The following is a 16989-nucleotide window of genomic DNA, read 5'->3' on the forward strand; positions in this document are numbered from 1 at the left end:
GTATGCAGCGAGTAGATTTATTTCCGACGCATGAATATAAAGGATTGAAATTGCGTACAGGGCGTCCTTATCCTTTTGGAGCTACGGTAATGGGAAATGCCGTCAATTTTTCGGTCTATTCCCGTTACGCTACGGCTTGTACGTTGGTTCTTTTCCATAATCATGAACCGGAACCGTTTGTCGAAATACCTTTCCTGAAGGAATTCAAGATGGGAAATGTATTCTCGATGATGGTTTTTGATTTGGATTTCGAGAACATTGAATACGGCTATCGGATGGATGGTCCATGGAATCCGGAAGAAGGGCATCGTTTTGATAAGACGAAAATCTTGATGGACCCGTATGCCAAGCTGATTGCAGGACGTGACGTATGGGGTGCCCAGCCCGATTGGGACAATGTATATCAATACCGTGCCCGTGTGGTTTGTGATGACTTTGATTGGGAAGACGACCTTCCGTTGGAAACTCCGGTAAATGAACTGGTCATCTATGAAATGCACGTCCGTAATTTTACATGCGGTGCGGATGCGAATGTAAAGCATCCCGGAACCTTTGCCGGCATAGCCGAAAAGATTCCTTATTTGAAGGAGTTAGGCGTGAATTGCGTGGAATTGATGCCGATTCATGAGTTTGACGAATTTGAGAACAGCAAGCCTTCTCCGGTTGACGGGCATATGCTTTACAACGTATGGGGATATAGCAATGTAGGCTTCTTTGCCCCTAAAGCCGCATACGCATCTACCGGGCGTTTCGGTATGCAGGTGGATGAATTGAAAAATCTTATCAAGCAACTTCATGCGAATGGCATTGAAGTTATCCTGGATGTGGTTTTCAACCATACGGCAGAAGGGAATGAGAATGGTCCTTATATCTCGTATCGGGGTATTGATAATAAGACTTATTATATGCTGACACCGGATGGATATTATTTCAATTTCAGCGGGTGCGGAAATACGTTGAATTGCAATAACCCCAATGTGCGGGATATGATTGTAGAAAGCTTGCGTTATTGGGTAACCGATTATCACGTGGATGGATTCCGTTTCGATTTGGCGGCTATCTTGGGACGTGACCAGAATGGATGTCCGATGCCTAATCCGCCTTTGCTGGAGTCATTGGCTCATGACCCTATTTTGGGTAAAACCAAATTGATAGCTGAGGCATGGGATGCCGGAGGCTTGTATCAGGTAGGTGCATTTCCTTCTTGGGGGCGCTGGGCGGAATGGAACGGGAAATACCGGGATAGCATCCGCAGGTTCCTGAAAGGTGACGAGCATGTATTGGGCGATGTGAAAGAACGTATCGCAGGTTCAGCCGACTTGTATGCCTCTCAAAACCGGGGCATTAAGGCAAGTGTGAACTTTATTACAGCCCATGACGGATTTACATTGATGGATCTTGTATCGTATAATGGCAAGCACAATGAAGCGAATGGCGAGGACAACCGGGATGGAGAAGACAATAACAATAGCTGGAATTGCGGCTGGGAAGGCGAATGTGAAGATGCGGGAATCAATTACCTGCGTCATAAACAGATAAAGAATGCAATATCCTTGTTGATGGTAAGCCAGGGTATTCCGATGATATTATCGGGTGACGAAATGGGGAATACCCAATATGGAAATAACAATGCTTATTGTCAGGATAATGAAATCGGATGGATCGACTGGACGAATCTGCAGAAGAATGAGGACATTTATAATTACTTCCGTAAGATTATCCGCTTCCGTCAGGCTCATAAAGCATTGCGTTTCGAATATCATTTCGGGCATTGTGATTACCGTAATCTGGGATATCCCGATTTCTCATGGCACGGTGTAAAAGCATGGCGTCCTGATACCGGATATAACAATCTGACCGCAGCCTTTATGCTGAACGGGCGGTATGCGGAGACAGACGGGGTGCCTGATGATTTTATTTATGTAGCCATGAATATGCATTGGGACATGCATGGGTTCGAACTCCCACAATTGCCCGAAGGCATGGCATGGCATGTATTTGCCAATACGGAAATGGCTGCTCCGGACGATATTTGCGAACCGGGAGAAGAGTGTATGATTGAAAACCAGCAGGAAATCCTGGTAGGGCCGCGTTCTATCATGATTTTGGTTGGGAAATAGAAAACTGTAAATAGTAAATTGTAAAATTATAAATTAAAAAGATATGGATAATCAATTTGTAATCAGTCAGGAAGGTAATACCTTGACTATCGTTTTAGGTGACCAGCTTACTACAGGCAATGCTCCTGCCCTTATGGAAGAATTGAACGGATACAAAGGCAAGGGCATAGAAAAAGTTGTCTTTGATGCCACCAAGCTGGCTTATATTGCCAGTAGCGGTATACGTACCATTATTTTTGCCAAGCAGAAATTGGGCGGAAACCCTGTAATTGAGTTTGTGAATTGCGCTGCTGATATCCGTAGCGTGTTTGAAATGACAGGTCTGCAGAACTACATTTCTTTCGTAAGCAAGTAAGCAGGTAATGCTATGAAAGAATTGGTTTTCAAGCCTATTGCAGGCAGAACGGAAGAAATCATTGATGCCATCCTCCAGACCGGGGAGGTGGCATCATGCACCAAGGAATTGTATGCCATTCATCTGGTTTGCGAGGAACTGGTGGTCAATGTGGTAAGTTATGCTTACCCTGAAGGCGTGGAAGGTTATCTGAAGATTCAGATAGAGAAGGCCGACGGATGCATCACGCTGAAGTTTATTGATGGAGGTGTGCCGTTCAATCCGTTGGAAAGGGATATGCCGGATGTTTCTCTTCCGCTGGAAGAACGCCAGATAGGGGGACTTGGAATCTTCCTTACGGTTCAGATGATGGATAAAGTGTCGTATGAACATGTAGGTAATGAAAATATATTGACTATCAAGAAAAAGATTGATGATGAAAAATAAGATAGGAATACTTATAGAAAGCGATTTCTATGAAAATGAAATCTTCTATTATCAGTTCCGTTTCAAGGAAGCCGGGTATGAGGTTCATTTTCTGTCCCGCCTTTGGGGCAACGAGGGCATTACGTTTAGCGGGCATGAATTCAGGGCACCGTTTTATTGTAATGAGAGCTTTGAGGCGCTTGATGATGAGGCTCTTAATGATTATGCAGCTATTATCGTGCCTGCAGGTATGGTGTCAGACCGTCTTCGGTATACCGAAGATGTGACGAAGCTTCCTCCTGCATGTGTGTTCTTGCAAAAAGTATTTGCGCGCAAGGACATCGTTAAGGGAGTGATTTGCCACGGCTTGTGGTTGTTCTCTCCTGTAGCCGAACTGGTGAAAGGAAGAAAGATGACCGTGCATAATAATCTGTTGGGCGATGCCAAGAACTATGGTGTAGAGTATGTTGATGCAGATGTTGTGATCGACGGAGACTTGGTTTCGGCGCGCACCGGAGGGCATTGTTATTTGCTGGCTTCCGAGATATTGAAAGCGTTGGCAAGCAAATAAAACCTATTAAAAGGGGACGTTTCTTTTGTCCGCAAGTGTGGGTATGTCGTAAGGCCGGCTTGTTGCTGGTAAAAACGCATATACTTGCATGGGCGGACGGAGATAGTTCCATCGGACGGCGGAACTGGCTTCATAAGCCATCGGAGCCAGTTTCGTTTTCTTTGTTAAATGATATATACTGAAATTCGAAGTGAAAAAGCATGGTTGGCATATCTTGAGTGTTTTTCTTCTCGTTGTGGTGGTGATATTGGGATATTTCAATATCGGCTTATCCCGGCGGGTGGATGCTTTACGGGCTCAGCTGGATGAGTATAAGGAAAAAGAAGGTAAGTCGTATGTGGTGGAACGTATCAGCAAACAGATGGAAGACATAGCTTATCAGCAAAAAGATATTTCCGAGAAGCAACGCGAAGAAGCGGTATTCCAGATGGGAGTGGCCGAGCAGATGCGCATACGTGCCGAAGAAGAGCAGAAAAAGGCGGAAGCTTTTTCCCGCAATGCGGTTGAAGCTAGAAATATGGCGGAGAACCAGCGTGAGCTTGCCGTACAACAGCAACTTCGTGCCGAATATGCAAGGAATGTGGCTGATACGTTGAGCAATGTGGCATTGGGACGTGCTTTGGCTTTGCTTTCCAATGTGCAATATAGGGCTGGCAATAAAGATGTGGCGGCTTTGCTTGCGTATGCTTCGTGGAAATATACATCCGAATATAAAGGGAATGTGTATCAGCCTGTTATTTTTAATGCCTTGGGACAGACCAGTGAAAGTTTTGTGTCCAGGAATCTCCATAAGGGAGGTGTCACGAAGATAGTTCAGTCTTCGGACGGTAAAAACAGTTATGTCTCGGTGAGTAACTATGGAGAGGTGAACCGATGGCGTTATGATGAGGGATTTGTTGGGAATGAAGTGTTGTTCAGCAATCCGGAGTATAGTTTCAGAGATGTTTATTGGGATGAAAATAATGTGGTGTATGCCTTGTCATACGATGGGAGGATGCTTGTCATAAACGGGAAATCGGCAGAGACCTTTCTCTTGCCGGAAGATAACGGGTGGATGAGGATTGTTCCTTTCGGCAACGGACAGCTGCTTTTGGCTTCGGCTATGCACCTTTATATATATGATAAGAAGGAGGACCGGATAAAGAAAACCATTTCTCTATCAGAACCTCTTGCCGCTTTGGGATGTAAAGAAAACCAATGGTTGGCATTCGGTAAGGAAAACGGCTTATGGAGGATAGGGCGTGAAGGGGAACTGGTTCCTCAGGAACATTTTATTAAAGAGCAAGTTACGGCTTTTTCCTGGTCGTCTGACTTGAAAATGGGAGCGGTCGGAGTAGAGAATGGAAATATTTATCTGATAGATGAGACGGGGAATGTGGTAAAATCGCTTGTGGGGCATCGTTCCCGTATAACTCAACTTGAATTTAAAGGGCAATACTTGTTCTCTTCCAGTTATGATTGCACCGTAAGCTTGTGGGACATCAGTGCCAGCAAGCAGGAGGCGGTATCGTTGAAGATTTTATCCGGATGGGTGCATTGCATTTGCATGGCGGAAGATAATACGATATGGACAGGAGATGAGAGTGGAGCAGTGTCGCGTATCATGATTTCTCCCGACGAGATGGCTGCTCTTATCCAAAGCAAACTGAAGCGGGATTTTACCGATGATGAATGGTCGTATTATGTAGGGCGTAATGTTCCCCGCATACGGCTTAAATTAGTAAATAAAATTAAAGATTGAAGACGATGAAACGATATCTTCTGTGTCTGGTGTTTTTGCTGCTTGCCGGTATAGGGCAAATAGAGGCAAAGGACGGGATTCCTTTCTTTGTCAATTATTCTCCTGCGGTTTATCATGCGCACAACCGTAATTTTGATATTGTGAGTGATGATAGCGGCCGGGTGTATGTTGCCAATTTCGAAGGGGTATTGTATTACGACCAGACGGAGTGGCATACGATTCATGCTCCGGGGGTATTCCGGATTACGAAATTATTTAAGGATAACCGGGGACGAATCTGGGTAGGCGGATACAATCTGTTCGGATATCTGACCTCAGGCGGGAATGGAGAACTGGAATTGCAGATGGTATTCTCTAAAAACAATAAAGGTTTTTTGGGCGAAGTGACGGATATCGGGGAGAAGGATGGGAAGATTTATGTTACGACTTCGCTGGGTGATGCGGATATTCAGGATGATTCCATGGACGGTTTCATTGTTAATCAGGACAAATCCGATGATATCCGGTATTATAAAGAGGCATTGGTAAACAAGCGGTTGACGCTGGAGGATGGCTCGGTCTTGTTGGCTACGGCTGGAAACGGTTTTGTGATGTTGGATAAAGAGGGGAATGAAGTGTATGCGCTGACAGAGCAAAACGGGTTGTGCAATAACAATGTGAATGGCATTTATGCAGACTCGTCTGGTTATGTGTGGGGAGCTACCGATAATGGTCTTTTTTTAGTAAATATACATACAGCATATACTTATTTCCGCTCTAACGAGGGCTTATCGGGTGAAGTGCAGTCCATTTGCCATACCGCCGACGGGCTTTACGTAGGCACTTTGCAGGGCTTGTTCTACAAGGAAGGTGATGTTTTTGAACCGATTCGGGCAATCCAGCATGCCTGTTGGCAGCTCCAGCAAGATGCGGCAGGGAATGTCTATGCTTCTACGGCTGGCGGCTTGTATGCCGTATATGGCAGGCAAGCACGGCAAATAACGGACAGCCATACGCTTTCTGCCTATGTTTGCGGAGATGGAACGTATTATACGGGTGAAGTGGACGGTGTTTATCAGGTCCGGCAGGGTGAAAGGAAACAGCTGAACATTATCGAGAAGGCTACCTATTTTTATGTAGATGACGATAAGACGTTGTGGGTAAGGAATATTTATGGACAGGTGTTCCGTTGCGAAGGAGACTATTCCGGGTATGTTATTCTGGCTCCCGAAAATGCCAAAGGGGAGAAAGACAGTTTTAACAATACGCTTTTCGTCCAGAATGGAATCATATTTGTGTTGAGCCATGTAGGGTTGTTTAAGTGGGATAAGGCAGGGAAAAAGCTGGTAGAAGTGGCGGACCGCTCTTTGTGGTCTTCGGATATCCAATATCCCCAGTTTGTTTATCCCGAGCCGGGCCGGCGTGTCTGGGGAACAAATAATGACGGGAAAAACCTGCATATATACACCAAAAAACAAGGGATGGAGGAGATAAATGCCCTTTTGCGTCCCATACATGATTTGACAATAGGAACAATGGAGACCGACGGTGATGATGTATGGTTGGGAGGAAATTTCGGACTGATTCATTGGAATATGGCGGTGAAAGAACCGGATTATGCAAAGAAATCTCATGTATACATCCGGCGCATTGTGATTGATAATGATTCGGTGGTATGGGGCGGATTTGATGAGGGAGACCGCCTGGGGGTTACGCTTCCTTTTAAAGAGCTTACATTTAATAGTGGCATCCGTGATATCAAGGTGTATTTCTCTTCGGACTTGTTCTCGGTTCTGGGGGCAACGGAATACCGTTACCGGTTGGATGCCGGTGACGAATGGTCGGATTGGAGTACGGAGACTTCGGCACGTTTTGCCAATCCACGTTCGGGACGTTATACATTTCAGGTTATGGCACGCGACCGGTACGGGCGTACAACGGAATCATTGACATTGCCTTTAACCGTGCGTTATCCTGTTTATGTACGTTGGTATAGCATCGTATTGTATATCGTTGCGCTTTCATTGCTCATCCTGTTTTTGATAAGGTGGCGTATGCGCCGGCTTTTGGCGGAGAAGATGCGTCTGGAGCATATCGTGGAAGAACGGACCTCGCAAATACGTAATCAGAAGGACGAGATTGAAGAAAAATCCAAAAAGCTGGAGATTGCCCTCGATGATTTAAGCAAAGCTCAATACCAGCTTATCCGTCAAGAGAAGATGGCTACGGTGGGTACGTTGACCAAAGGGCTTGTAGACCGTATCTTGAACCCGATGAATTATGTGAACAATTTCTCGCACATGAGTATCGGGTTGGTAAAAGACATTAAGGATAACCTGGACGATGACCAGAAGAATATGACTTCGGACATTTACGAAGATTCCGTTGACGCACTTGATATGCTGAATACGAACCTGAAGAAGATTGAAGAGCATGGATTGAACACGACGCGTATATTGAAAGCAATGGAGGAAATGCTGAAAGACCGGAGTGTGAATCCGACGCTGATTAATCTGGCATCGATTTGCCGTAAGAATATAGAGATGCTTCATGCGTATTATGCTGAAGATATAGCTGAGTGTCATATCCGGATAGAATCACCGGATAAGGAAGCGATGGTTGTAGCGGAAGTGGATGCAGAACAGTTCAGCAAGGTCGTGATGAGTATGCTGGCAAATAGCATGTATGCGCTTCGGAAAAAACGTCAGCAAGGTAAGGCTTTCGAACCCTTGATACGGTTGCGGGTTTTCATTGATGCCGATTCAAGCCAGGCGAAAGTAAGTATTTATGATAATGGTGTTGGCATTGAGTCCTCTATTATAAACAAGGTATTTGATCCGTTCTTTACCACGAAAACTACGGCAGAAGCGGTGGGAGTAGGTATGTATCTTAGCCGGGAAATCATACTCAATCATGGCGGGGACATAACTATACAATCGGTTAAGAATGAATATACCGAATTTGTTATTTCTGTACCTGTCCACCATCCGGAAAATGGGAAAAAGAATGATGCGGATGAGAAAGGGGAAGAGAATAATTAAGAAAACAAAAAGATTAACTCAAAAATCTCAAGATATGGAAACGATAGAACAATTGAAGAGGCAGGTAGAAAGTTTGCAAGACCAGTTAAGGCAGCAGGAAAAAATGGCTACATTGGGTTTGCTTACGGCAGGAATCGTACACGAGATACGTAATCCGTTGAACTTTGTCATCAATTTCAGCAAGCTTTCTGGAGACTTGATAAAAGATTTGGAAGAAGATATCGAAGCCAATACGGCAGATATTGACGGGGATGACGTAGAGGATATCCGGGATATAATGGAAAGCCTGAAAGAGAACCTGCAAAAGATAAAGGAACATGGCGACCGGGCTATCAGCATCATTCAGAATATATTATTGTATTCGCGTGGGAAAGAAGATGAGTTTATTCCGACGGATGTATGCAAGCTGGTAAAGGAATATGTATGGCTTTCGTATCATGCGATGCGGGCAAATCTGAAGAATTTTAATATCTCTATCTTGGAAGATTATGGAAAGGATATTCCGATGATGTCTGTAGTGCCTCAGGATTTAAGCCGTGCCGTATTGAATGTGATGAACAATGCTTGTTATGCTGTGTGGGATAAGGCGCAGAACGGGGATGCCGACTATAAGCCGACGGTCTCGGTCAAGGTGGCACGGCAGGCGGAAGAGTTGGTCATTTCAATCACCGACAATGGGGTAGGGATGAGCCCTGAAGTGAAACAACGGCTGTTCGAGACTTTCTTTACGACCAAGCCTACAGGGCAAGGTACGGGGCTGGGAATGTTTATCACCCGTAGTATCATTGAGGAGAAACATCACGGACGCATTGAGTTTGATTCAGAAGAAGGCCGGTTTACTACATTTTCATTAATAATACCGATTAAAGCATGAGAAAATGGATTGTTACTTTCTTTTTGCTGGCGGCATCCATGGCATGGGCGCAAGACGATAGTGAGCTGCGCCAGATTTATATGCAGGCAGAAGAAGAATATACCATAGGACATTTTGATGCTTCCATTCGTTTGTTGAATGAGAATATCGCAGGGTTTGACGGGGCATTGAAGACCAGTGCCTACCGCTTGCTTTCGTTGTGCTATTTAGGAAAAGACCATGTACAGGATGCTGAAAAGTATGCTTCTCTCCTTTTGAAAGAAGACCCGTATTATAGCACATCCATCCATGACCCCTTGCGCTTTGCAGATATGATAGAACGTCTGAAACGAGGTGAAGAAGCTACTATTACCACAGCTTCACAACAGGCCGAATCCATAGAAGAAGCTCCGGTACCGGTTACATTGATAACGGAAGAGATGATTAAAGCGATAGGTGCACGTACGTTAAAGGATGTACTTTTAGCGTATGTCCCAGGTATAACTTCTGTTGAAAGTTCCAATGAAGTAAATGTAGCAATGCATGGCGTATATTCTGGAGGTCAGGAAAAAATATTGATTATGTTGAATGGGCAACGTATGAATGCGCGTGTAACGAATAAAGCTGCTCCTGATTATAGTATAAGTTTGGAAAAAGTGAAACAAATAGAGGTCTTAAGAGGACCTGCTTCTTCTCTTTATGGAAATGTGGCACTTATGGCTGTTGTGAATTTGATTACAAAAGATGGATCGGAAATAAATGGAGTTGAGGCTTCTGTAGGATTCGGTAATTTTAAACAGAAAAAGGGAAGTATATTGTTTGGAACACGTTTTATAAATATGGATTTTATGGCATGGGGAACTATTTATGCTTCAGATGGACAAAAACGTTTTGTGGCAGCAGAGAAATCCGTGGGGCCTAATCCACATGACGGATATGCGTGGACGGAGGCTTATAATCGTTTGCCATCTTATGATTTTGGCTTTAATTTTAAATGGTGGAAACTTTCATTGAGTTTTAATCAGCGTTATGGGAAAAAAGTTCCTGTTTATGCTGATGTGTATACTTCAATGGGCTCACTTTATGATTATAATAAATATCGTGTAATAGATGGAGAGGGACCAGGACATGGTATGTCTTTTACTCATGCAGGGCTTTTATATTCAGACAAATTTAATAATTGTTCATTTAATATTGAGGCTTATTTTGATTTAAATAAAAGCAATCTTTATTCTATTATTGGAGATGAAGTTGAAGGTAATGCAACAGATGGTTCTGTATATTATTCAGCTTTGCAAATTATGAAATGGTCAGAGTTCTCTATAGGTGGCACTGCCACACTTAATTATAGTTATCCGCAGATAGGGCATTTAGGGAAAGGTAATATTTTAGCTGGTTTACAAATGGAATATATGCGTTTATATGGAACGGAGGGCTTATTAGGTTCAGATTATACTAATATTACGACGTATTGGCCAACGGATGCGTTTCGTTTAGGGGGAGAATCTACTTATTCTCCTTTTATACAGTTAAAACATTATTTTAATGAAAAGTTGATTTTGAATTCAGGTGTTCGTTATGATATTAAGCGTAGAGTAAATAAGAAAATGAAAAGTTCTATATCTCCTCGCGTCTCTTTTATTTATTTACCGAATAAGAAAATTAATTTGAAATTGAATTATGGACGTTCGTTTGTGGATGCTCCTTATTTCTATAGATATAATCAATCTCCTTCATATCAAGGTCCTGAAGATATGGAACCTGAATATATGGAAGCAATTCAGGTAAGTTTTAATTATCAGCCAATTCCTGGATTAAGTTATAATGGGGTACTTTTTTATAATAATTTAGAAGGCTTAATTTATCGAGATAATGCGGCAAAAAGTGATGAACCTCATTATATAAATGGAGGTAAATTGAAAGTTTTTGGTATTGAGAATGTATTAGAATATCAGCGTCCTCGTTTTAGAGCTAATTTTAATATGACCTATCAATCAGCGTTGAGTGGGGAAAATTATAATTTATCAGGGCATCAAATTTATAATGTTCCAAATTGGTTTATGAATGCAACGTTAAGTGGAAATTTAGTTCATAAAACCGATCATAAGTTTTGGCTTTATGCTAATGGAAGATTAATCGGTAAACAGTTATCTCCTATTGATAATATTCAAATAGGAGGTAATACTGTTGTAGATATGAATTATCAATTACCTATTGTTTTTACAATGAATTTGGGCGCACGTTATTATTTTCATAATGTTGAATTAGAATTAACTACTTATAATCTGTTTGACAAAACATATTATCAAGGAGGAAGCACTTTGGTTCCTTACATTCAACAAGGATTTAGTATATTAGGAACGGTACGATATATTTTAAAGAAAAAAAAATAAGTGGAGGTGTTTATGAAATTGCAGTTGAATCGTTATCAGGATAATTTATGGAGATATGCAAATTTATTTCCTGAAGATTATTATAATTTAGGTTGGAGTGCTCGTTTATCGGCAAATTTGAGGATTGATTTATTTGCTAAAGCTTTTAATTATGTAGTTCATACAGTAGAACTTATGCATAGTGTTTTATTGGGTGATGCAAAGTCTGGTTTTTATTTTGAAGAAACAGATGAAAATCAATCTGTATTTGAGGTGATTTCTTGTTCCTTTGACGAGTGTCAGCAAGATATGGAACGTTTTACAAAACGACCGTTTGATTTGTCTCATGAATGGCCAATTCGTGCGCGTTTGTATCATCTTTCGGATGATTCTTTTATTCTTTTGATTGTTTTTCATCATATCTGTATTGATGGAGTGACAGGTTTAGATTTTTTTTCAATGTTGGAGTCTGTTTATAATCAATTGGATGCAGATGGAAATTATCCGAATTTGGAAATACCTTCATGGGAAGATTCGATTCATCGAATGGAAAATGGACAACGTGCTTTAAGTCTTATAGATTTAAATAATTGGCGAAAGACATTGAGTAATGAACCATTAGAGTTATTTTTCCCAGATGTAAATAATTCAACATCTTATACAGTCAATTTTGAGATGTTTGAATTAGGGGAATCATTAATGTCTCGAATTAATCATATAGCTCGTCAAAATGGTGTAACTGCTTTTATTGTCATCTTGGCAGCTTGGATGATTGTTTTGAGTAGATTTACAGGTCGTAAAGGGATTTTTGTTGAAAATTCCATTAATATGCGTACTACAAAATCAAAAAATCTTGTTGGTTTTTTTGTGAATAATATTCCTCTGTCTGTTGATTTTTCTAATTTGGTTATGGTGAAAGATGTATTTTCTGTATTGGCACAGCAGTGGAAAACTTTGAGGACGTTGCGACATTATACGTGGCCTGAATTACTATCTTTTTTAAAAAGGGAAAATCCGTTAAATGATTTAGGTCGAGTAAATGTTGGCATTAATTTTGCAGGTTGGAGTAATTCCTTTAATCTTTCTTTATCTAATGTTGATTGTCGTTTTTTTCGTCGTCTGGATCATAGTTCTTCTTTAGATCTTTTTTTGGATGTTGAACCAACAAAAACTGGCTTCTCTCGGATTAATTATCATCCTATCTTTTCCATTGAACAAATTCAAATGCTAATAGAGTCATTGCGTACTGTTTTAGAAGTGTTTGTTTCGGATATCGAAAGACCTTTATCTTCTATTTCAATGATGCCTGAAGAAAAACAGAAGCAAATAATGCAATCGTATGAAAATAAATTAGATTCTTTGCCTTCCGTTAAAGAGTCTATTAATGACAGATTTGAGCGGCTAGCAGCATTAAATCCTAATAAGATAGCTATTGTCTATGATGGAAGTAAAATGACCTATCTGACGTTATCTATTCAAGTAAATCGAAACGCTAATTGTTTACGTTTGGTGTACCAATCTCATTTCCATTATGAATTGCCCTTGGGCGAACCGATAGGTATTTATACAAATAATAAATGTCTGGCTATAATCTGGATGCTAAGTATTTTAAAAGCGGGAGGTGCTTATGTTATTTTAGATAGTTCTTATCCATTGGAAAGAATCGCTTTCTTGGTACAAGATTATGGAATACATTGTGTTTTAACCGATGATAAATGTGCGATTGGGGAAAAATTGCCTAAGGATCTTTTTTATATAGATATTTATAATACAGAAAAAGCAGAGAATAATTGTCCTAGAATACATCCATCTTCATTGGCTTATATAATTTCGACTTCGGGAACTACAGGACACCCTAAAGGGGTTCCAATTCGTCATGAACAAGTATTGGAGTTGGTTCAATCAGGCGTTTTTGTTTCAGATGCAGATCAATGTGTTTTACAGTTTGCTAGTCTTTGTTTTGATGCTTCTGTATGGGAGATTTTTTTCACACTTTTACATGGCTCAACATTGGTTATTGCAACAGAGGAACAAAGGCTTGACATGAATAAACTTCAAGATTTATTGATAGAACAGCAAGTTACCATTGCTCTATTTCCTCCTGCTATTTTGCCGAATTTTCCTCATATTGCAATTCCATCTTTGAAGAAAATATGGGTGGCGGGTGAAACTGCTTCGAGAAAGGAAATCGATTATTGGCAGACTCAATGCTCTGTTTTTAATGGTTATGGGCCAACTGAAACTACTGTATGCGCATCTGCATGTCAGTTTGATTTGGAAACTCCTTCTAATGACATTGGTTTGCCTTTACCTGCCGTAACTTGTTATGTGTTGGATGAAAATCAAAATATGGTGCCGGATTTCGTTTGTGGAGAACTTTATATAGGCGGTCCGCAAGTTGCTTCTGGTTATATAAATCGGCCTGAGCAGAATTCTGTTAAATTTATTCCCAATCCTTTTGCTACAGAAAAAGATTATCGTTTGAAAAGAAATCTTTTCCTGTATCGTTCAGGAGACATCGTTTCACGGCTTCCTAATGGTCATTTATTATTCCATGGGAGAACTGATTTTCAAGTAAAAATTCATGGCTTTCGCATTGAATCAGGTGAGATAGAAAGTATTTTGAATCAACATCCTATGATCCTTCAATGTGTGGTACAAGTACAGACTATATCAAATGATAAAGTTTTGGTTGCATATATTTTACCAAAAGAAGAGAGTGCAAATTTATCCGAATTAGAATTGAAGGCGTATTTGTTGGATTATCTGCCTTCTTATATGATACCAACAAAGTGGGTGTTTGTTACAGGTTTTCCTATGACTGTTAATGGAAAAATTGATTTGAAATCTTTGCCTGCTCCTTCTTTGAATGAGGAATTTGTAGAGGTGGACGTTGTAAAGGCTACATCGGTTGAAGAACGTCTTCTTGAGTCGATTGCCAGTGAAGTTCTTCGGATGAAACAAATAAGTGTTACTACAGATTTGTTTGATTTAGGACTTACTTCCATTCAAGTAATGATGATTGTTTCTGGTGCTTCTTCGTTAGGTCTGGAATTGTCGGCTTCGGCTTTTTACCGTTATCGCACAATACGTGAAATTGCCAAACATAAGGATGCTTCTATCTGTTTTTGGCATCACGAAGACAACGATAAGCCTATAGCCGTTATTGTATGTGGAGATACTTATTTCGCCCCTGATTACATTCAATTAGCTGATAAATTGTCGGATAAATATTCGGTTTTGGTGCTTGAATCATATCATGAATATCTATTAGGTAATGCAACAACAGATTGGGAACAAGTGTTGGAGGCATATCTCTCTATTATGCAAAAAGCGTTGGATGGTCGGGCACCTCAGCTTTTATCCGGTTTTTGTTTAGGAGGAGAAATGGCACTCGGTATGGCTTCTCTTCTTGAGAAACAAAGCATACGGCCTGATTTGCTGTTGATTGATAGTTTTGTTAATCGGGATAAAGGTTTGCCTATAGCAATGGATTATCCCGGAACGTCAGAAATTGTAAATGCACGGCGACAGGAGGAAACAAATAGGCTTTTACAGACGCAAAAACTCTCCTCTTATGAAGGTGATATATGTATAATATTGGCAAATCGTTTTACAACAGAGCGTATGCAACTGAATGATGAGGCACTTGTCGCTGCCCGTCGTCAGTTTGAGGAAAATCCTGTTGAATGGAAAAGGCTTTATCCTCAAAGTTCTATTGAATGGCGTAATGCTATCCATTGGGATATATTAAAGAATTTATAAGGAGTGGGATTGATATGATACAGAACGAAACAATAACCAATATCCTGACACGAGTTACGGTCAGGAGGTTTACAGACGAGCCGGTAAGCGATGAGGCGTTGCACATCTTGCTACAGGCAGCCATGGCCGCACCCAGTTCGATGAATTTTCAGCCTTGGCATTTCATCGTGGTGCGTGATGAGGCAGTCATGCAAAAACTCAAGGATTGTTTGCCTTATGCAAAGATGATAAATAAGGGATGTACGGGGATTGTGGTTTGTGGCGATGTGTCTCTTTACGAATCCATCAATAAGATGGATAAGGAAGACAACACACTTTATTGGGTGCAAGATTGTTCGGCTGCATCCGAGAATCTGTTGCTGGCAGCCCATTCTATCGGGCTGGGAGCTGTATGGACGGGAATTTATCCACTGGAAAGCCGTGTGGATAAATTGCGTGATTTGCTGTCTGTGCCTGTCCATATTGTACCTTTGAACTTGATATTGGTGGGGCATCCGGTCAACATTCCTCAACCGAAGAATAAATGGAACAAAACAAAAATACATTACGATAAATTCTGAACACTTGTATGTTGAACGAAATCTTATTCCATCATGTCGGTTATGTGGTAGCCGATATCCGTCTTTCTGCTGCTCAGTTTGCCCAATTGGGGTATGTAGCTGGAGAGATACTTTACGATGAAGGCTTGCAGGTTGAACTTTGTTACCTGACTAAGGAGGGGGCACCTCTTGTTGAGCTTGTACATCAGTTGCAGTCTGGTTCGCTTGAAGCCAGTCTGCTTCATGCCAATGGTGTTATGCCGTATCATCTGGCTTACGAAGCTTTGGGCTTTGATAAAGCTTGTGAGGAGTTGCTTGCCCAAGGCTATGAACGGTTGTTTGCCCCGGTACAGGTAGGGGCATTGCAGGGCATTCGGATTTGTTATTTTCATCATCCGGATGCTGGTTATATAGAACTGATAGAGAAACGTTGAACGGTATAATGGCAATGTGGCAATTTGTTAATGTGGCAATTTGCTAATGTGTTAATGTGCTCTCATATTATTCATTAGCACAGTAAAGCTGCATTTTCATACGGTTTTGTGCGTCAGGCTCAGGAAGCGGTTTGTTACGTTGTTGAGCCGGGTGTGTTGATAATCAGTAACGCTGTTATGTGGGAATATAGTTTTTGGCATGTCACAGTACTTGGCAAAGCTTTTTCATCTATATGCATCGGTGCGCGCAAGTACATGCGGTGACGGACGCAGATAGTTGATAGTCAGTCAGATGATAGCAGACAGTTGATAATCAATGTGCGTAAATTAATCATGCCAATCAGGAGTTAAAGGGGAGTTAGAAGAAGTTATTGTCCGCCGGGCTTTGGGTATCGGTTTCAGAAGCAGGACTATTGACCTTTACCTCCTGAACGAAGTGGTAACTCCTGTGAAACATAACAGCTTTTAATTCCTGATTGGCATGCATTACATTTTTATTTCATGTGTTAAATTGAAAGTCCGGTGTTGAAAATTTGGTGGCAGATGTAGTTGTGAGCCTTCTGGGGCTTTCCCACTTGGACTGGAGGAAATGTTTTTGTGTTAATTTGATAGTCCCTCCTTTTGTTAACTGCTAAATCCTTTAACATAATGTGGTTAAAGTCGTGATGAAAAAGGCTTCAAATGCTTTAGGGAACCGAAATATTTGTTAGAAGCTGTTTTGAATTTATCGTGCGATGATTTGGGATGAGTTTTTGAGGCATTTTCGCTTCTGTGATGAGGAAGATAGCGGGCTATCTGACGAAGAACAGGAGCG

The 16989-nt window shown here is 41.3% G+C and carries 11 protein-coding genes; all 11 read left to right on the plus strand.

What is annotated here, in order from left to right; all coding sequences use genetic code 11:
* Positions 1-2 precede the first annotated feature (2 nt).
* The 11 genes from glgX (at position 3) to B5F78_RS06415 (ending at position 16175) form a co-directional block, all read left to right on the plus strand.
* Entirely contained in the window at positions 3-2120 is a 2118-nt protein-coding gene (gene glgX / locus B5F78_RS06365) for a glycogen debranching protein GlgX (protein WP_022039551.1), read from the plus strand.
* 43 nt (positions 2121-2163) lie between these two features.
* Positions 2164-2475 carry an STAS domain-containing protein gene (locus tag B5F78_RS06370; RefSeq protein WP_087406320.1) on the plus strand — a complete coding sequence of 104 codons (312 nt, stop codon included), beginning with the start codon at positions 2164-2166 and terminating at the stop codon, positions 2473-2475.
* Between the two features lie 12 nt (positions 2476-2487).
* On the plus strand, positions 2488-2901 hold the full coding sequence (locus B5F78_RS06375) for an ATP-binding protein (protein WP_087207884.1): 414 nt from the start codon (positions 2488-2490) through the stop codon (positions 2899-2901).
* On the plus strand, positions 2891-3451 hold the full coding sequence (locus B5F78_RS06380) for a DJ-1/PfpI family protein (RefSeq protein ID WP_239473396.1): 561 nt from the start codon (positions 2891-2893) through the stop codon (positions 3449-3451). The genes B5F78_RS06375 and B5F78_RS06380 overlap by 11 nt, the downstream gene beginning before the upstream one ends.
* Positions 3452-3641: 190 nt before the next feature.
* Positions 3642-5192 carry a WD40 repeat domain-containing protein gene (locus B5F78_RS06385; protein ID WP_206421922.1) on the plus strand — a complete coding sequence of 517 codons (1551 nt, stop codon included), beginning with the start codon at positions 3642-3644 and terminating at the stop codon, positions 5190-5192.
* 5 nt (positions 5193-5197) lie between these two features.
* Positions 5198-8212: a sensor histidine kinase gene (locus B5F78_RS06390; protein ID WP_087406322.1), complete on the plus strand. Its 3015-nt coding sequence runs from the start codon at positions 5198-5200 to the stop codon at positions 8210-8212.
* A gap of 34 nt (positions 8213-8246) precedes the next feature.
* Complete coding sequence (locus B5F78_RS06395; RefSeq protein ID WP_013617817.1) at positions 8247-9086, plus strand: sensor histidine kinase; 840 nt, start codon at positions 8247-8249, stop codon at positions 9084-9086.
* Entirely contained in the window at positions 9083-11458 is a 2376-nt protein-coding gene (locus B5F78_RS06400; RefSeq protein WP_087406323.1) for a TonB-dependent receptor, read from the plus strand. The genes B5F78_RS06395 and B5F78_RS06400 overlap by 4 nt, the downstream gene beginning before the upstream one ends.
* 12 nt (positions 11459-11470) lie before the next feature.
* The gene (locus B5F78_RS06405; protein WP_087406324.1) at positions 11471-15202 is read left to right on the plus strand and encodes a non-ribosomal peptide synthetase; all 3732 of its coding nucleotides are present in this window, start codon (positions 11471-11473) and stop codon (positions 15200-15202) included.
* Positions 15203-15216: 14 nt separating this feature from the next.
* Positions 15217-15762 carry a nitroreductase family protein gene (locus B5F78_RS06410; protein ID WP_022039544.1) on the plus strand — a complete coding sequence of 182 codons (546 nt, stop codon included), beginning with the start codon at positions 15217-15219 and terminating at the stop codon, positions 15760-15762.
* 8 nt (positions 15763-15770) lie between these two features.
* Entirely contained in the window at positions 15771-16175 is a 405-nt protein-coding gene (locus B5F78_RS06415; protein WP_022039543.1) for a VOC family protein, read from the plus strand.
* The last annotated feature ends 814 nt before the right edge of the window (positions 16176-16989 follow it).

Origin of the sequence: Bacteroides sp. An279 (assembly GCF_002159615.1) — a bacterium.
In the GTDB taxonomy this organism is placed as follows: Bacteria; Bacteroidota; Bacteroidia; order Bacteroidales; family Bacteroidaceae; genus Phocaeicola; species Phocaeicola intestinalis.